15 protein-coding genes and 1 tRNA gene are annotated in these 17,559 nt (G+C 44.8%); 8 read left to right on the forward strand and 8 right to left on the reverse strand.

Features of this window, described 5'->3' with window-relative positions; all coding sequences use genetic code 11:
* Nucleotides 1–5: 5 nt before the first annotated feature.
* Nucleotides 6–656: a ribulose-phosphate 3-epimerase gene (gene rpe, locus P0M11_RS10030; protein ID WP_275625539.1), complete on the forward strand. Its 651-nt coding sequence runs from the start codon at nucleotides 6–8 to the stop codon at nucleotides 654–656.
* A 74-nt stretch (nucleotides 657–730) separates the two neighbouring features.
* On the forward strand, nucleotides 731–1,030 hold the full coding sequence (locus tag P0M11_RS10035; RefSeq protein WP_275625540.1) for a hypothetical protein: 300 nt from the start codon (nucleotides 731–733) through the stop codon (nucleotides 1,028–1,030).
* A gap of 111 nt (nucleotides 1,031–1,141) precedes the next feature.
* Here P0M11_RS10035 and P0M11_RS10040 read toward each other — a convergent pair whose 3' ends face one another.
* The 6 genes from P0M11_RS10040 to P0M11_RS10065 form a co-directional block, all read right to left on the reverse strand.
* Nucleotides 1,142–1,558: a nucleoside-diphosphate kinase gene (locus P0M11_RS10040; protein WP_158064140.1), complete on the reverse strand. Its 417-nt coding sequence runs from the start codon at nucleotides 1,556–1,558 to the stop codon at nucleotides 1,142–1,144.
* A 182-nt stretch (nucleotides 1,559–1,740) separates the two neighbouring features.
* On the reverse strand, nucleotides 1,741–2,673 hold the full coding sequence (gene rsgA / locus P0M11_RS10045) for a ribosome small subunit-dependent GTPase A (protein ID WP_275625541.1): 933 nt from the start codon (nucleotides 2,671–2,673) through the stop codon (nucleotides 1,741–1,743).
* A gap of 9 nt (nucleotides 2,674–2,682) precedes the next feature.
* Nucleotides 2,683–3,762: a chorismate mutase gene (locus tag P0M11_RS10050; RefSeq protein ID WP_275625542.1), complete on the reverse strand. Its 1,080-nt coding sequence runs from the start codon at nucleotides 3,760–3,762 to the stop codon at nucleotides 2,683–2,685.
* Nucleotides 3,763–3,782: 20 nt separating this feature from the next.
* On the reverse strand, nucleotides 3,783–4,301 hold the full coding sequence (locus P0M11_RS10055) for a hypothetical protein (protein ID WP_158064143.1): 519 nt from the start codon (nucleotides 4,299–4,301) through the stop codon (nucleotides 3,783–3,785).
* Nucleotides 4,302–4,366: 65 nt separating this feature from the next.
* Complete coding sequence (dnaX, locus tag P0M11_RS10060; RefSeq protein ID WP_158064144.1) at nucleotides 4,367–5,452, reverse strand: DNA polymerase III subunit gamma/tau; 1,086 nt, start codon at nucleotides 5,450–5,452, stop codon at nucleotides 4,367–4,369.
* Between the two features lie 150 nt (nucleotides 5,453–5,602).
* Entirely contained in the window at nucleotides 5,603–5,839 is a 237-nt protein-coding gene (locus tag P0M11_RS10065) for a DUF465 domain-containing protein (RefSeq protein ID WP_158064145.1), read from the reverse strand.
* Nucleotides 5,840–6,105: 266 nt separating this feature from the next.
* Between P0M11_RS10065 and P0M11_RS10070 the strand changes: the two genes are divergently transcribed.
* On the forward strand, nucleotides 6,106–8,364 hold the full coding sequence (locus P0M11_RS10070; protein ID WP_275625543.1) for a cation:proton antiporter: 2,259 nt from the start codon (nucleotides 6,106–6,108) through the stop codon (nucleotides 8,362–8,364).
* Between the two features lie 3 nt (nucleotides 8,365–8,367).
* Nucleotides 8,368–8,808, forward strand: coding sequence for a phosphohydrolase (locus P0M11_RS10075; protein WP_275625544.1), 441 nt, complete (start codon nucleotides 8,368–8,370; stop codon nucleotides 8,806–8,808).
* A gap of 15 nt (nucleotides 8,809–8,823) precedes the next feature.
* Here the strand turns inward: P0M11_RS10075 and P0M11_RS10080 are convergent, their stop codons facing one another.
* Nucleotides 8,824–10,632 carry a TonB-dependent receptor gene (locus P0M11_RS10080; protein ID WP_275625545.1) on the reverse strand — a complete coding sequence of 603 codons (1,809 nt, stop codon included), beginning with the start codon at nucleotides 10,630–10,632 and terminating at the stop codon, nucleotides 8,824–8,826.
* Nucleotides 10,633–10,887: 255 nt separating this feature from the next.
* Here P0M11_RS10080 and uvrA point away from each other — a divergent pair, with 255 nt between their 5' ends.
* From uvrA to P0M11_RS10095, 3 genes are all read left to right on the forward strand, one after another.
* A complete protein-coding gene (uvrA, locus tag P0M11_RS10085; RefSeq protein ID WP_275625546.1) occupies nucleotides 10,888–13,674 on the forward strand; it encodes an excinuclease ABC subunit UvrA in 2,787 nt (928 codons plus the stop codon).
* Nucleotide 13,675: 1 nt separating this feature from the next.
* Nucleotides 13,676–14,578: a CPBP family intramembrane glutamic endopeptidase gene (locus P0M11_RS10090; protein WP_275625547.1), complete on the forward strand. Its 903-nt coding sequence runs from the start codon at nucleotides 13,676–13,678 to the stop codon at nucleotides 14,576–14,578.
* 355 nt (nucleotides 14,579–14,933) lie between these two features.
* Nucleotides 14,934–15,005 (forward strand) — tRNA-Arg (locus P0M11_RS10095).
* 61 nt (nucleotides 15,006–15,066) lie between these two features.
* Here P0M11_RS10095 and P0M11_RS10100 read toward each other — a convergent pair.
* Nucleotides 15,067–16,071 (reverse strand): M28 family metallopeptidase, encoded by a 1,005-nt coding sequence (locus P0M11_RS10100; RefSeq protein ID WP_275625548.1) that lies wholly within the window; start codon nucleotides 16,069–16,071, stop codon nucleotides 15,067–15,069.
* A gap of 154 nt (nucleotides 16,072–16,225) precedes the next feature.
* On the opposite strand from P0M11_RS10100, the gene P0M11_RS10105 reads away from it, so the two are divergent.
* Nucleotides 16,226–17,401 (forward strand): aminotransferase class I/II-fold pyridoxal phosphate-dependent enzyme, encoded by a 1,176-nt coding sequence (locus P0M11_RS10105; RefSeq protein WP_275625549.1) that lies wholly within the window; start codon nucleotides 16,226–16,228, stop codon nucleotides 17,399–17,401.
* Nucleotides 17,402–17,559: the final 158 nt, after the last annotated feature.

The raw sequence follows: 17,559 nt of genomic DNA on the forward strand, positions 1-17,559 counted from the left end.
ATATAATGAAAAACAAGATGATTGCCCCTTCCCTGCTTTCCGCAGATTTCGGAAATCTGGAACGGGATATTAATATGCTGAACAATTCCCAGGCAGACTGGCTGCATATCGATGTGATGGACGGCCGCTTTGTACCCAATATCTCCTTTGGTTTCCCGGTGATGAAAACGGTGCAGCAGCATGCAAAAAAGTTTGTGGACGTGCACCTGATGATTGTGGAACCGGAAAAATATGTTGAAGAGTTCATTACACACGGCGCCGACCTCGTTTCAGTGCATTACGAAGCATGCGTGCATTTGCACCGTACCATCAGACTTATCCAGGACAGCGGTGCCAAGGCGGGCGTAGTGCTGAATCCTTCAACACCCGTTCTGATGCTGGAAGATATTATCTCTGAAGTGGACCTGGTATTGCTGATGAGTGTGAATCCGGGATTCGGCGGTCAGAAATTCATAGAAAACACCTACAAGAAAATTTCTGAAACCAAAGACCTTATTCTTAACAACAATTCCACAGCTCTTATTCAGGTAGACGGCGGTGTAAACCTGGACAATGCATCCAGACTGTTTGACGCTGGTGCCGATGTGCTTGTGGCCGGTAACGCTGTTTTCAGCAGTGAAAACCCTGAAAAAACGATAGAACTTCTGAAGATTTAGGACATCCTGTCAATGTAATGTTTTACACTGTAACTTAAACATTTGAACAAGCGTATAATCTATAAACAGGTCTTATGTTTGCTAAATTCATTGAAAGTTACTCCTTCTTCAAAATCGTTCTTTCACCATTAATTGCCGGAACTGTTTTGGGATTCGCGCTGTACCAATACCTGGACCAAGGCCAGACTGGAGTTGTAGTCTTTGGAATCTGTATCATTTTAGGCTTGATTGGAGGTATCTTGTGGGCCATACAGATCAGCGGTAAATATGGCGCGCACCATTTTATCTCGCGCACTGAGGCAAGCGAAGATATAAGCGAGGCCGTAAGAGCAGACTCGGAAAAGAGCGAAACTGAAGACACAGACAAGCAATAAAGGAGATTAATGTACTATATGAATTTCAGCATTTTGCCTGAATTTTATTGTCAAAAAAAAGCCGTACTGTTCATGGAGAACAGTACGGCTTTTTATTTACCAATTATTTACTTAGAATATTTCTCTGCCTGAAAAATGGAACTGAGCTTCAATAAGTGCATTTTCATCAGAATCTGAACCATGTACCGCGTTCTCGCCTACACTTCTTGCGAACATTTTTCTGATGGTACCTTCTGCAGCATCAGCAGGGTTGGTAGCACCAATAAGCGTTCTGAAATCTTCAACCGCATTATCCTTCTCCAAAACCGCAGCAACAATAGGACCTGAACTCATAAATTCCACAAGTTCTCCGTAAAAAGGACGCTCGCTGTGAACTTCGTAAAATTTCTTAGCATCACTAAGTGTAAGCTGAGTAAGCTTCAGTGCTTTTATTTTGAATCCGGCTTCAGCAATTTTTCCTAAAATTGCGCCAATGTGCCCGTCTGCAACTGCATCTGGCTTGATCATCGTAAATGTGATTCCTGACATATATCTATATATTTATTTTCGAGTGCAAATTTACGCTTTTAATTAATTCCTGAGAAGAAAAGTTTATTTAAACGTTTTTCAACTTTTGGCACGCGACTTGCTTACTAAAATCAGATTCTCATGTTTAATTTGAGTTTTCATGGTTATTAGTTTTTACCCAGCTCCGGCTGGGTTTTTTTGTGCTAAAAACCTTCCTGTTCCAGCGCATCTGCTTCCTCCATGAGTTTGAGATAGGTGGAATACCTGGTTTCTTCGATTTCACCAGTCTCAAGGCCTGCTAAAACCGCACATTTTGGTTCATTGATGTGCAGACAGTTATAGAACTTGCATTCATCCGACTTCCGGAAGATATCCGGAAAATAGTGCTGCACCTCCTCCTTAAGTACATCAATCATAGCGAACTCCCGTACACCGGGCGTATCGATTACGCTTCCGCCAAAATCCCAAAAATGCATCTGTGCGAAAGTGGTTGTATGTTTACCTTTCAGATGAGTTTCGGAAATTTCCGAGGTTTTAAGGTTCAAACCGGGCTGGAAAGCATTGACTAAAGTAGACTTTCCGGCACCTGAATGTCCGAAGAATACCGAAACCCTGTCTTTAAGCCGCTGCTGCAGCAAATCCAGATTCAGTTTGGTATAAGAGGACACCTGAAGTGTTTCGTAGCCAATATTGTGGTACATCTCTTCAATGTTTCGGATTATTTCCGCTTCATCTTCGTTCAGGGTATCCATCTTACTCATCAGGATGAGTGGCTCAATATTATACGCTTCGCAGCAAGCCAGGAAACGGTCCAGAAAACCCAGGGATGTCTCCGGAAACTTAAGCGTATAGATAAAACAGGCAATATCAATATTGGATGCAATGATATGTGCTTCTTTTGAAAGGTTTACAGACTTCCGGATCAGGTAATTGCGGCGGGTTTCAATTTTTGTGATCCAGGCCACACTGTCCTGTTCCAGCTGAAACTCCACATGGTCCCCCACGGCCAAAGGATTCGTTAATCGTGTTTTTATGAGTTTAAACTTACCTCTGATCCGCGCCTCGTACACCTGCCTGGTGTCATGCTCCATCACCTGATACCAGCTGCCGGTGGATTTTATCACAAGTCCTTTCATACAATGCGTTTATTTGATTTTCATGATGTCATTCTGCACCACTACAGACTGCTCATGAATGGTCTTGAATATGCTTTCGATAAATTCCTGCGACATTCCCGTTTCTTTAGCTTTCCTTTTAGCGTATTCTGTAACGGCTTTCCAGCGGTCCGGCTGAAAAACGGTCAGGTTATTGTCACTCTTCAGCATTCCGATTTTTTCAGAAAGTTTCATCCGTTGCGAAAGTAGATCAATTACCTGATAATCTACGTCAGAAATAAGGGTGCGGTACCTTTCAAGTTCCTCGTCAAAACCCGCACACTCCTCATTCCTGACAATAAGTCCTTTCAACAGCGCGGCGAGGGTTTCCGGTGTAATCTGTTGCCTCGCATCGCTCCAGGCTTCGTCCGGATTGCAGTGAGTCTCGATCATCACGCCCTGATATCCCAAATTCAGGGCTTCCTGAGCTACTGACGACAGTCCGGTACGGTTACCGCAAATGTGGGAGGGATCGATAATGAGCGGAATACTGGGCAACTGGTTTTTAAAATCAAGGGCAATCTGCCAGTTGGGAATATTGCGGTAGTTTGTTTTCCTGTACGTGGAGAAGCCGCGGTGAATAGCCCCAAGATGGTGGATACCGGCACCGGCAAGGCGCTCCAGCGCGCCAACCCATAGAGCCAGGTCGGGATTTACGGGATTCTTAACCAGCACGATCCGGTCTGTACCTTTCAAAGCATCGGCAATTTCCTGCACAGCAAAAGGATTTACAGTGGTGCGTGCGCCAATCCAAAGAATATCTACATCTGCATCTAAGGCTGCCTGTACATGATGCATATTGGCCACCTCGGTTGCAGTCTTGTAGCCGAATTCTTCCTTTACTTTCCTCAGCCAGCCCAGGCCAATGGTTCCCACGCCTTCAAAGCCGTTAGGTTTGGTACGCGGTTTCCAGATACCGGCACGAAATACAGAGACCGAAGCCCCGGATTCTTTCATCCGGCCGGCAGTTTCCAGCATTTGGGTCTCACTCTCGGCGCTGCAGGGCCCTGCGATGATTAGCGGATGATTGAACTGTGAAATCCAGTCGTTATTTATATCGGTTAACTGCATGGGTTTGTAAAATGGGGTTATCAACTAAGGTCAAGTTTAAAGAGGTCATCAAGTTCTTTCAGTACCGGGTTAATCTGTACATATTTTTCGAAGAGACTGCGTTTGGTCACGATTTCTTTCTTCAGGTTTACCGCATCCATCTTATATTCCACACGGAATGTATAATTGTGTACTTTGTGCCGAAAGTGGTTCAGGAAATCATGGGATACTTTATCAAATTCAGATTTGGCCGTATCTGAAGGATAAAAGATGCGGATCAGGTCTTCGTCCTCCTTATGGACTTTAAAACCGCTGATGGCATTGTAAATGACAATATCTTTTTGCTGAATCTGATTCAGGAAGGCTTTCCATTCAGTCTGCAGATCGGTTTCCGTAAAGTGGCTGTTGGGAAGTTCTTCCTTATCTGCCTGAATCACCGTATCTTTCTCCTCCTCCTCCTCAACGGTAAGCTTTCGCGCAATGCTGAACCGGGAGGGCGTAGCCGGTTTGGACTTCACTACAGGAGTTACCGCCTTTTGAACGACCGCCGCTTCCGGCACAGCCGGTATCTCTTTTGGTTTTTCAGCCGCGGGAGGCGGAAACTGCTCAAGCCGGGGGGCTAAAATCAGGAATTTTTTTTTTTGACGGAATTATTTGCTGCGGTTAGGCTGGCAAGCTGCATCAAAGCAATCTCCACCATCAGCCTGGGATTCTTCGAATTTTTATAGTTAATATCTGCATGGTTACAGATTTCAATGCCGTCAATAAGCTGCTGCGGCGTCCATTTCTGGCTCTGGGCGCCGAAACGTTCCTTCGTCTTCTCGCCCACTTCAATAAGTGAAAGCGTAACAGGATTCTGCGCCATCATAAGATCGCGGAAATGGCTGCCCAATCCGGCGATGAAAAGATGCGGGTCAAATCCCTTTTTTACAATTTCGTTAAAGGCGGTGAGAATCTCAGGAATCTTATTTTCGTGCGCAAGGTCGGCAACAGTAAGATACTGGTCATAATCCAGGATATTAAGGACTTCAGCCGCTTTCTGGAGCGTAATATTTTTCTGGGTAAAGGTGGAGAGCCTGTCAAAGATAGATAATGCATCACGCAGGGCACCATCGGCTTTTTGCGCTACCAGGTAAAGTGCGTCGTCATCATACCGGATGTTTTCAGCTTCAGCAATCTTGCGAAGATGCTGCTGGATATCCTCAATGGTTATCCTTTTGAAATCATAAATCTGACATCTGGATAAAATCGTAGGTATGATTTTATGCTTCTCTGTGGTGGCCAGTATAAAGATGGCGTGCGCGGGCGGTTCCTCCAGGGTTTTCAGGAAGGCGTTAAAAGCGGCAGACGAAAGCATATGCACCTCGTCTATGATATACACCTTGTAGGTACCAACCTGTGGTGCGAAACGTACCTGGTCTATCAGCTCGCGAATATCATCTACCGAATTATTGGAAGCGGCATCAAGTTCATGGATATTGTAGGTGAAGCCATCTTCCGAAGTGGCACCATCTCTTTCGTTGATCTTGCGGGCCAGAATCCTGGCGCAAGTGGTCTTGCCCACCCCACGCGGACCGCAGAAAAGCAGTGCCTGGGCAAGTTGGTTTTCTTCTATGGCATGCTCCAGTGTGTCCGTAATATGCGTCTGCCCAACAACAGTATCAAACTCCTGCGGACGGTATTTTCGGGCTGAAACAACGAAGTTTTCCATGGGGTCAAAAATAAGCGAAATAATGTGAAATACAAAACCCCTGATAAAAAAGCGGTTGCTGGGAATTTCATGGTACGAATGCTCCGAATAAGTATAGTCATAAAAAAAGCGGCCTATGAAAGCCGCCTGAAATAATTGTAATCCGGAAAATCAGTTGGTGTGCAGATAAGAATAAATATCATCCTTCAGATACAGTCTTCTCTTGCGAAGTTCAGTCAGGTGTTCATCTGTAGTGTGATTTACTTCGCCGTCTTCATAATGCTGAATGAGGGCATTCACCTCCTCATAGTTGACGTACATTTTACGGAATGTATCGTCATTTGTTTTCAGTTCTGCGATTTTCTGCACATACTCAGGAAACTCGTTAATAAGAATGTGGTTTTCCATGGTGTAAACTATTTGTGGATTATTACAGACTAAAGTTAAACACTTTTTAGGCGTCAGTCAATATGAAACATATCATCAGGAAAAAATAGCTGAATTTTGGGAGGACTCCGTAAAGTGCAGACTTCATGTACCGGATAACTGGTGAACCGCACTTCAACCCGAAAGCGGCGGACTTTAATGAAGTACTATAATGCAATTTTGGTGAATTAATCCTTTGAAAAACTTAAGCATTTCCTTACTTTTGGGAAAATACACATTTACGCCAAATGGGACACCTACCGAAACTGATAGAGGATTTAGCATTGATATTGATAGTGGCAGCTTTTGTCGTTATTATTTTCAGAAAAATCAAGCAGCCTCTTGTACTGGGATATATTATTGCTGGTTTCCTGGTGAGCCCAAACCTGAACATTTTCCCTTCAGTTGTGGACAGTGCCAATATTAAAACCCTGGCGGAGATCGGGGTGATATTCCTCCTGTTCAGTCTCGGACTGGAATTCAGTTTCAAGAAACTGATGAACGTGGGAGGCTCGGCCTCAGTGACAGCCTTTGTGGAGATTATTTTCATAACCATAGCCGGTTACTATACGGGGCGCTGGCTGGGCTGGAGCATCATGGACAGTATGTTTCTGGGTGGTATGCTGGCCAGCTCGTCTACCACCATCATTATCAGGGCATTCGATGAGCTTGGAGTGAAGACCAGGAACTTCGCAAAGACGGTCTTTGGTGTTCTGGTGGTAGAAGATATCGTGGTGATCCTGCTTATGGTACTTCTCTCCACCATTGCGGTGACAAAAGAATTTGAAGGCACACAGATCCTGTTTACTGTTGTTAAATTGCTGTTCTTTCTCATTTTATGGTTTCTGCTGGGCATCTTCCTGGTGCCTACCCTGCTCAAGAAAATAAAACCTTTGGTTGATGATGAAATCCTGCTTATCCTTTCCATCGGTCTCTGTCTGGGCATGGTGCTTATCGCGGTGAACGTTGGTTTCTCGGCAGAGCTTGGCGCTTTTGTTATGGGATCCATCATCGCTGAAACTACCGTGGCTGAAAAAGTGGAGCATACGTTGAAATCTGTAAAAGATCTTTTTGCAGCCGTGTTCTTTGTCTCGGTAGGTATGATGATAGACTATGAAGCCATGATCACCTATGCCTGGCCCATCTTCATCGTAACCATCCTGACCATAGTGGGTAAACTTTTCAGTTCTGCGTTAGGTGCGCTGATCTCCGGACAGCCACTGAAACAGTCTATTCAGGTCGGGATGAGTATGGCGCAGATCGGTGAATTTGCCTTTATTGTGGCTACGCTTGGACTCTCACTGGGTGTAATATCGGATTTCCTCTTTCCTGTGGCGGTGGGTGTTTCGGCCATCACTACGTTCACTACACCTTATCTTATCAAACTCTCGGAACCGTTTTATAGCTGGCTGGTACGCGTGGTTCCGCCCAAATATATTGAGAAAATCAACCGCTATTCCTCCAACACGCAGAACATACAGGCCGAAAACAGCTGGAAGACGATACTTACAAGCTATGTTCGGATTATCGTGATCAACGGAATCATTATCATGGCCATTTATCTGCTTTTTGCAAACTTTATCATTCCCGCCATCAACGATAACCTGGAAAGCAACAGTCTGAAAAACATCATTGGCAATGCCTTACCGGTGCTTTTCATCCTGCCCTTCCTCTGGGCGCTGATGGTAAAACGGCCAAATTCCGTGGCCTACCGCGAACTGTGGACCAAGACCAAATACAGCCGCGGTCCGCTGCTGATTATAGAAATTATCCGTTTTTCAATCGGTATCGGAATCTTAGGCTTTTTTCTGGACCGGTTCGCCTCCACAACGATCTCTTTCTTCATCACCATTCCGGTGGCAATCGTGCTGATGGTCATCTTCTCCAACAGGCTAAACAAGTTTTACAGCCGTATTGAAAGCAGGTTTATCACCAACCTGAACGACCGTGCTGAAATGGGCGATGCGCAGGCGGTAACCACCCTTGCAGGCACTTCCAATATTAAAGAAAGCCTGGCAGCCTGGGATGTACATATTATTGAACTGGAAGTAAAACCACTGGCGGAATATATTGGAAAGAGTCTGGTAGACCTTCAGTGGCGGGAGAAATACGGCATTAACATCGGATATATACGCCGCGGCGGCAAACTTATCCATACGCCGGACCGCTATCAGGTGCTGATGCCTTATGACAAGGTTGGCATCATTGCGACCGATGACCAGTTCCAGATCTTTAAAGAAGTATTTGACAGTCAGGAAGTCATAGAAGAGGAAAATATTGACCATATTAAACTCGGCAAGATCCTCATCAATCATCATTCACCTAAAAAAGGACTTACCATACAGGAATCGGGCATACGGGATAAAACGGACGGACTTGTGATCGCCATCCGGCGGGGAGATGAGCGCATCCTGAATCCTGAATCATCTGAAATCCTGCAGCTGGACGATATTGTTTGGGTGGTAGGTAACCGTAAGAAAATTGAAAAACTGAATGTGGAAATCTAAGAGATGAAAGAAGAACTTCTGAACAAGGCCGTAAGGATTGCCACCAAAGCCCACCGTAATCAAACTGATAAATTCGGCGCACCCTATGTGGGCCATGTTATGCGGGTGATGGATTACGGTAAGACCTATGATGAAAAAATTGTAGGAGTCCTGCATGATACAATAGAAGACTGTCCGGAAATTACGCTGGATTACCTTTTGCAGGAAGGCTTTCCCAATCACATCGTTTTCGCAGTTGAATGTCTGACGAAAAATCCGCCGGATCAGGATTACACCGAATTCATAAAACAAACTGAAAAGTCACCGTTGGCAGTGGCGGTAAAGCTCAACGATCTGCGGGACAATATGGACCTGCGGCGGTTCAACAAACCGATGACGGACAAAGATATGAAGAGGCTCAACAAATACCTGAAAGCCTACCTTTACCTAAAGGAAAAATACTGAATCTTTGAAAGCTGCTTATAAACCAATGCGGTAGTTAAACCCCAGCTGAAACCACCGTCCGGGCATAGGAACACCAAAGGTCTCCGTATACTTAGTGGAAGTAAGGTTGTTGATGGTCAGGAATAAATGTAAATCATTATAACGGTATTTCAGCTTGAGATCTATTAACTGGTAGCTTCCCGTAGAAACCCGTTCATTATACCGGTATACCCATTGTGCTGTGATTCCCTTCAGCAACCTGTTTTCCATTTTAGCTACCAGCTGATGCTTCAGGTTTTCCATCACATAGCGTGATAACAGATTTGCCGGTTGTTCTGCCCTGCTGTTCAGAAAAGTGTACCCCAACGACCAGGACTGAATAAATGATTTAAGTTGCTGCCGAAACTCAAGTTCTACACCTTCGGTATAAATGCGTCCGATATTTTCGGCACGCCAGAGTTCGTTCTCGCCGGCTTTAATCCAGTCAATTGAATTGTCTGAATCCCGCAAAAATCCGCTGATTTTAAGGTCCACACCTTTTCGGTGATACCGGTATCCAATTTCCGCCGAAACCGCCTCTTCAGGTTGCAGAGATGGGTTGCCCGATTCTGTTTTACTCAGGTAATAAAGGTCTGTAAAGGTAGGGATGCGGCTTACTCTGGACACGTTTCCGTATATTTTATGGTTTGGGTCCAGGTCAAATCCCACATCAATGCCCGGATAATAAAAATTTCCTTCGCGGTCATAAGCAGACCATGAAATACCGGGTGAAACATCCAGCTTGTCATTAAAAAAAGAAAAATGATGCTCCAGAAAAAGTTGGGTAATAAAACGTTCCCGGTGGCCAAGGTTATTACTGGCCAGAAATTCCTTACGGATTTCAGCGCCAACACCTGTTGTTCCTAATACCGAAAATAAGGTAGTGTTAATCTCGCCGCCAATATTATTGCCGATGTGAATATTGCGGTACACTTCAGGCTTTCCGCGTACATATTCGTAAATGTCCTGCCCGCGGCGCCAGTAAATATTGGAGTTCAGGGTCCAGCGGTCCCATTTCCTGTCGGCACTTAAGCTTACTACCGAGGCCTGGGTTTCTTCGTACTGTTTTGTGGCTGCCGCCGTAGCATAGAAACCGTTGGCGCCAAATTTCTTCTCCTGGATTCCTGCCTGAAAGCGCACATTTGCGGAGGCAACGCGGAATTGATTCTGATAAAATATATTGTTGATTTTATAATCGGTGTTGTACCGGTAGCCTTCGGAACTGGATGAGTTAAGCTGTACGAAATGCGCGACTTTTTCAGTGCTCATGTGGGTGCCAAGGCCCAGTGAATAGGTGCCAAAATCACCGCCACTGGCAGAAACTGTGGCCGTATCTTCAGCAGCAGGTTTTGTAACGATATTGATTACTCCGGCGTAAGCGTTTTGGCCAAAGCGCCTTGCTGCCGGTCCCTTAATCACTTCTATCCTTTCTACAGACGTCAGGTCAAACGGAACACTCATCGAGTTGTGACCCGTTTGTGAATCATTCATACGGACCCCGTTTACCAGGATCAGCACCTGCTCGAAACTGCTCCCGCGCAAGGTGATATCGGCCTGAACACCATTTCCACCTCTCCTTCTGATATCAAAACCGGTGATTTGAGCCAAAACCTCTTCCACACTCGCAGCGGGAGATTTTCTTATCTCGTCTTTGGTAATTACTGTAATGTTCTCACTCACTTTGTGAACAGGAAGATTCAGAAACTTGCCGTGAACGAACACTTCATTGATTTCCGATTCGTCGGTTTGGGCACTAAACTGACCACAAAACCCTATACAGAGCAAACCAAATATTTTTAACTTCATTTTGCCTTTTCAGTATTATCAGGAAGAAATCTATCCGGCTCTTTTTGATAGTTAGATCCACCTGAATTTTAAGCGGCAAAGATAATAAAGCTGACTGATTTTGCAGAATTAAAGAAAGTTGGTGAGTAAGATAAAATGATTCATCAGTGACTGTATTGAATTACACGCTTATGGTTTCAAGGGCCGTGCTTCAGCCTAAAGTCAGGAAGGTTTACACCTAAATTTTATGTAATTTTGTAGTCCTCAAATTCATACATGGATACATCCGAAAATATAGATATCAAGAAAGAGATTTTTGTTAAGAATGCACATCTCAACAACCTAAAGCATATTGATGTACGCATTCCTAAAAACAAACTTGTGGTTATTACCGGAGTCTCGGGCAGCGGGAAATCTTCACTGGCTTTTGACACCATCTATGCCGAAGGCCAGCGCCGTTATGTAGAGAGCCTGAGCTCCTACGCCCGGCAGTTCCTCGGCAAACTGGAGAAACCCAAGATTGACAGCATTAAAGGGCTGGCACCTTCCATCGCCATCCAGCAGAAGGTCATTTCATCCAATCCGCGGTCCACCGTAGGGACATCAACCGAAATTTACGATTATATAAAACTGCTCTTTGCCAGGATAGGACATACATTTTCGCCGGTTTCGGGCCGGGAAGTGCGCAAAGACAGCGTAACGGATGTCATCAACTTTATAAAACAGGCTGAAGGTACTGCTTTTCTGCTTCGGGCACCCCTGCAGTTCAGTCCGCACAGTTTTACACAAACCCTGAACTCCCTGAAAGTAACGGGTTTTACAAGGCTTGAAGTAAACGGCAATGTGGCCGGTATTGAGGATCTGGAGAGTTTCGGCTTCACGCCGGAGAAAGACATGGAAATCCATCTGGTGATTGACCGGTTTGTGTATGAGGAAGACGAACATTTCCTGCAGAGACTTGCCGACTCCATACAGATGGCTTTTTACGAAGGTCACGGCTACAGCTCACTTAAAAATATTGAGACCGGCGAAGTGCACGAGTTTTCCAATAAATTCGAACTGGACGGAATGGAATTTATGGAGCCCAATGTACATTTCTTCAGCTTTAATAATCCTTACGGCGCCTGTCCGCAGTGTGAAGGTTATGGAAAAGTAATCGGCATAGATGAAGACCTGGTCATTCCCAATAAAAACCTGTCCGTATTTGAGGATGCTGTGGCGGCCTGGAAAGGCGAGAGCATGGGCGAATGGAAGAAGTCCTTCATTAAATGGGTGGGCGGAGATTTTCCTATTCACAAACCATATCACCAGCTGACTAAAGAGCAGCGCAATTTGCTCTGGAAAGGCGACGGTTCTGCCAATTTCCCATCCATCAACGCCTTCTTTGCAATGGTGGAGGGCAACCTTTATAAAATACAGTACCGTGTCATGCTCTCCAGGTACCGCGGTAAAACGCTTTGCCCTACCTGTGAAGGTCTTAGGCTTCGTGAGGAAACGCAATGGGTGAAAATTGACGGACACAATATACAGTCCATGATTGAACTGCCGCTGGACGAACTGCTTCCTTTAGTAAGATCCCTTAACTTAAGCCCGCACGATGCGGAAATCGCAAAAAGGCTGCTTTATGAAATTACCACCCGTCTGGAGTTCCTGGATAAAGTGGGACTGGGTTATCTTACGCTGAACCGGACCTCCAATACGCTCTCGGGTGGTGAGAGCCAGCGTATTAACCTGGCCACCAGTCTGGGCAGTTCACTGGTGGGATCCATCTATATCCTGGATGAGCCCTCCATCGGTTTGCACAGTAAGGACACTGAAAATTTGATCGGTGTACTTAAAAATCTGAGGGATCTTGGAAATACCGTCATCGTTGTGGAGCATGACGAAGATGTGATGCGCGCAGCGGATTATATCATTGACATCGGTCCCGAAGCAGGTTATCTGGGCGGTGAACTGGTATTTGCCGGTCATTTTGACGAACTGCAGACCTCAGATTCGCTTACCGCGCAATACCTTACCGGCAAGCTGGAAATTAAGACACCCGCTAAACGCCGTAATGCCAAGGAGTTTATTGAGATAAAAGGTGCGCGGGAAAACAACCTGAAGAACATTGATGTGAGTGTGCCGCTGGAAAGTCTGGTGGTCGTTTCGGGCGTTTCAGGTTCAGGAAAATCGACTCTGATGAAGGAAATCCTGACCAATGAGATCCAGATCCAGTTGGGCATGGGCGGCAAGAAAGGTGACTATGACACTGTCGACTTCCCAAAAAAACTGGTGAAGAACATCGAACTCATTGACCAGAATCCGATCGGTAAATCGTCACGCTCCAATCCTGTTACTTACCTGAAAGCCTATGATGATATCCGGGAGCTCTTCACAAAGCAGAAGCTGGCCAAAATGATGGGTTATAAGGCGAAGCACTTCTCCTTTAATGTGGACGGAGGCCGCTGCGGGGAGTGTAAAGGTGAAGGGGTCATCAATGTATCGATGCAGTTTATGGCCGATATTGAGCTGGTTTGTGAAAGCTGCAACGGTACCCGTTTCCGAAGTGAGATCCTGGAAGTAAAGTTTGACGACAAGAATATCTCAGATATCCTGCACATGACTGTGGATGAGGCGCTGGAATTCTTTACAGATAATAAAGAAACAAAAATTGTAACCAAGATACAGCCGCTGCAGGATGTCGGCTTGGGCTATCTTCAGTTGGGACAGAGCTCTTCTACCCTTTCAGGTGGTGAAGCACAGCGGATTAAGTTGGCGTCTTTCCTGGTGAAAGGATTCACAACGGATAAAACCCTTTTTATCTTTGATGAACCTTCTACCGGACTGCATTTCCACGATATCAATAAACTGCTGGTTTCTCTTCAGGCTTTAATTGAATTGGGACATTCCGTAATTGTCATAGAACACCAACCCGATATTATAAAGTCGGCAGATTATATCATTGACATTGGTCCCGATGCGGGCAAGCACGGTGGTGAAGTGGTTTTCGCCGGTACGCCGGAAGACCTTGTAAAAGATAAAAAATCCCATACCGCAAGGTTTCTGAAGGAAAAACTGTAGAATGATAAACGATATAACCAAAACAATTAAGGATTTTTTACAGTTTTTAAAAAGTCCCCGGGACCGCTTTTCTAACAGGATAACTGCAAACGATAGATACAGGATCTTCACGGTGCTGTTTTTTGCCGCGATTTTAACTAATGTATTTGTAATAATACCGGTGGTCAGTCTGGTTGATTACTATCTGCTTGACGTTGAACATAAGGGAAAGCTGCGGCCACAAACAATTTGGTGGCTACTTTTTCTCGCAACGATTGCAGCACCTCTTTGGGAGGAATTTGTATTCAGGTTTCCACTGAAGCCGGAAAGAAACTATCTGGTGCGGCTGGCCGATAAAATAGCGGGCCGACCTCTATTTTCAGTATTTTGGCAACGGAATTTCAGGATCATTTTTTATCTGGTTGCTATTTTGTTTGGCCTGATTCATTCTTTTAATTTTGAAAATGAATGGAATTGGCTATTTATATTGCTGCTGCCTCTACTTATACTTTCGCAGTCGGTCACAGGCCTCTTTCTGGGATATATTCGCCTTCGGCTTGGATTTTTCTGGGCCATCCTATTTCATGCATGTTTCAATTTTGTTCTAATCACTATACCCTATCTTGCGTACCAGAACACTGAACTTATCAATATCAAGACCGCCAATTATGAATTGCGCGTGGAGGGCCTGTTTTGTAAGGACAGTGATTCAATGTTTATGACCTATGATAAGCGTAATAATAAAATATTCATGATTGAATCTAATAACGCTGATTTACAATTTGTTATCGATGCGGCTGTTGATAAAGGTTATGATGTTAAAGATGATGAACTTGTGCATTTTTATTTCAAATCTGAAAAAGGTCTGACAGAACAGGAACTAATTAAGCTGCTTAAGGAGGAATTTGAGATTACGAAAAAATAATGCCTGTCGAAAACACAGAGTTATCCACAAAAAGTTGTTAGTAAAATGTGAATTTTAACACTTTGTTCATATTCCGTATTGATTTAAATCCTACATTTACAATAAATTAATAGGAAGTGGGAGCACCAGGCACTTTTTGGACTGAAACTATTAAACTTAATATATTTTGAGAGAAGCACCGTCGGCTTCTCTTTTGTTGTTGTCTAATTAAATAATGAGATGTCTTTATCTGCTGAATCCGTTCCTAAAGAGCGGATTCTTCTATTTTGCTATAAAGTTGGAGACCGCTGGTCGCAAACTTTAACCCGGAATGACACCTGCGTTTTCAAAACTTTTGTAAATTTGCGCTCCACACGGCCTCATAGTTCAACGGATAGAATAGAAGTTTCCTAAACTTTAGATCCAGGTTCGATTCCTGGTGAGGCTACAAACACAGAAGCCGTTTCAGCAAATGAAACGGCTTTTGTTTTTGAAATTGATATGGGCTTTTATTTATCCACCACTATCCTGTCCTCACGGTTGGCCAGTTCCCAGGCGGTTGCATACACCAGTTGGGTACGTTTACGCAGCAGTTTGTAATCAATCTTGTCGGCATCATCAGTTGGCTGATGATAATCTGCATGCACTCCGTCAAAATAAAAGGCTACAGGAATCCCGTTTTTTGCAAAATTATAATGGTCGGAGCGGTAATACAAACGCTGCGGGTCATTAGGGTCATCATATTTATAGTTAAGTTCAAGTTTCTGCGTGGCATTGTTGGCGGCCTCGTTAATCACCTTCAGCTGACTGGACAGCATCTCGGAGCCAATGACATACACATAATCCTTTCCCTCATTATCCGGATCACTGCGACCGATCATATCAATATTGAGGTTCACCACTGTGTTTGACAAAGGGTATACAGGATTGTCGGCATAATATTTTGAGCCCAGGAGGCCATGCTCCTCCCCTGTTACATGTAGGAACAGCACCGACCGTTTCGGAGATTTACCCATTTTCTGCGCTTTTTTAAAGGCTTCAGCAATTTCCATTAAAGCCACTGTACCGCTGCCGTCGTCATCGGCACCGTTGTAAATCTGGCCGTTCTTGATTCCAACATGGTCATAATGTGCGGAGATCACGATGATCTCCTCCGGCTTTTCGCTGCCTTTTATAAATGCCAGTATATTTTCAGAATCGGGCAATGTACCGCGGCGGCTGTTCAGCGCCTCTTTCGGAACCTTCTGGTAATAATCCTTCAGCACCTCCGGATGAGACACTCCCATTTTCCTGTACTCTGCAATCATATACCTCCCGGCTTTCTTCTGACCTTCGGAGCCTGTTTCGCGGCCTTCCATCTCGTCGGATGCAATAACATAAAGATGTCTTTTCAGATCCGCCTCAGTAATGGTTTCCGAGCTGCTCCTGAAGGCGCGCCCTTCATAGCTAAGATTTGCCGTAGCGCAGGAGGTAAGCACAAATGCTGCAAAAATTGCCGGGTAAGCTTTATTCATTGTCTTTAAATTTTTCTAAAGATAAAAAATTATCAGAAATCACATACGATGCGCAGCATAACTTCTGTATTGAATTCCAGGCAATTAGATGACTGTAAATCAATCCGATTGAGATTTTTAACTACCTTTATAAGTAATATGAAAAAAAATTACTGTGACCATTGAATTTAAGGACCGCCATTCGGGCAATGATCTTAATATCTTTTGTGAGCTGGCACTAAAAGCAGAAGAGTACGGGGCCATTAATCTGGCGCAGGGTTCGCCTGATTATGCTCCCGACAGCAGGCTGACTGAATTTTTGCAGCAGGCCATCCACCATGATATGAATGCCTATGCTTCAGCCTGCGTGCTGCCTCTTATGCAGGAAAATCTAATAAATTTCAACCGCGACAGGCCCCGCCCACTATCTGTTACGGCCAACGAAATTACCCTTGTACCCGGTGCGACCTATGGCATGTATGTGGCCTTTGCAAGCTTTCTGGAACCCGGCGATGAGGTGATCATTATTGAGCCCTGTTACAATACCTATGTTCCGGCCGTGGAAATCAGGCGCGCGCAGCCGGTTTTTGTACAGATGACCGATTCAGAAATTCGCTGGGAACTTTTACAGCAAGCCATCAGTCCCCATACAAAAGCTATCATCGTGAATTCACCAAACAATCCCACCGGTAAGGTTTGGGACCGGACAGACTGGGACCGTCTTTGGCAACTCATTAAGGATACTGATATTGTCGTAATTTCTGATGAAGTATATGACCTTTTATGCTATGACGGTCACGAATTCCTGAGTGCCAGCCACCATCCGGAAATCGCGCAGCGGTGCTTCTGCATTTACTCCTTCGAAAAAATGTTTCATATTTCCGGCTGGAAAGCCAGCTATATCATTGCTCCCCCAGCGTATACAGCAGCCTTCAGAAAGATTCACCAATACCTCACATTCACGGTGAATGCCCATGCGCAGTTTGCGCTGGGAAGTTTTCTGGAAGTTTTTGATGCAAATAAAAACAGGGAACTGTTCCGGGCCAAGCGTGATCTGTTTTGTGAACTGCTTACAGGATTACCTCTTGAAATTATACAAAAAGCAGAAGGCGGTTATTTTCAGACCGTAAGTTTCTGCCGCCAGACATTTCCCTATACCGACCGCGAGTTTGCCGAACTGCTGATCCGTGAGGCAAAGGTGGCCTGTGTACCCTACTCCGCTTTTTATCATGACGGCAGGGACACGGGACAGTTACGGTTTTGTTTTGCCAAGAAAGATGAAACGCTGATCCAGGCAGCAGAACAGTTGAAAATTTTTTTCGCAAAGAATCTGAGCCATGCGGTTATCTGATCGCAGAAAGCATTAACTGCAGCCGTGTATTACCACCGAAGCTATTAATTTGTGCTTCAACCATATGGATTTCTAATCCGGCATTGGTTAACAAAGTTGGACGATGCAATACAGCTGTAAGGGACATTTCCGTTCATCTCAACAATAAGCCACTAAGG

The organism is Kaistella sp. PBT33-4, from assembly GCF_029194425.1.
In the GTDB taxonomy this organism is placed as follows: Bacteria; Bacteroidota; Bacteroidia; order Flavobacteriales; family Weeksellaceae; genus Marnyiella.

Excerpts from the sequence above, each read along its gene's own strand:
- P0M11_RS10100 (WP_275625548.1), bottom strand. The coding sequence starts at position 16,071 with ATGAATAAAGCTTACCCGGCAATTTTTGCAGCATTTGTGCTTACCTCC.
- rpe (WP_275625539.1), top strand. The coding sequence starts at position 6 with ATGAAAAACAAGATGATTGCCCCTTCCCTGCTTTCCGCAGATTTCGGA.
- dnaX (WP_158064144.1), bottom strand. The coding sequence starts at position 5,452 with ATGGAAAACTTCGTTGTTTCAGCCCGAAAATACCGTCCGCAGGAGTTT.
- P0M11_RS10070 (WP_275625543.1), top strand. The coding sequence starts at position 6,106 with ATGGGACACCTACCGAAACTGATAGAGGATTTAGCATTGATATTGATA.
- P0M11_RS10035 (WP_275625540.1), top strand. The coding sequence starts at position 731 with ATGTTTGCTAAATTCATTGAAAGTTACTCCTTCTTCAAAATCGTTCTT.
- uvrA (WP_275625546.1), top strand. The coding sequence starts at position 10,888 with ATGGATACATCCGAAAATATAGATATCAAGAAAGAGATTTTTGTTAAG.
- P0M11_RS10040 (WP_158064140.1), bottom strand. The coding sequence starts at position 1,558 with ATGTCAGGAATCACATTTACGATGATCAAGCCAGATGCAGTTGCAGAC.
- P0M11_RS10080 (WP_275625545.1), bottom strand. The coding sequence starts at position 10,632 with ATGAAGTTAAAAATATTTGGTTTGCTCTGTATAGGGTTTTGTGGTCAG.
- P0M11_RS10065 (WP_158064145.1), bottom strand. The coding sequence starts at position 5,839 with ATGGAAAACCACATTCTTATTAACGAGTTTCCTGAGTATGTGCAGAAA.
- rsgA (WP_275625541.1), bottom strand. The coding sequence starts at position 2,673 with ATGAAAGGACTTGTGATAAAATCCACCGGCAGCTGGTATCAGGTGATG.
- P0M11_RS10075 (WP_275625544.1), top strand. The coding sequence starts at position 8,368 with ATGAAAGAAGAACTTCTGAACAAGGCCGTAAGGATTGCCACCAAAGCC.
- P0M11_RS10090 (WP_275625547.1), top strand. The coding sequence starts at position 13,676 with ATGATAAACGATATAACCAAAACAATTAAGGATTTTTTACAGTTTTTA.
- P0M11_RS10050 (WP_275625542.1), bottom strand. The coding sequence starts at position 3,762 with ATGCAGTTAACCGATATAAATAACGACTGGATTTCACAGTTCAATCAT.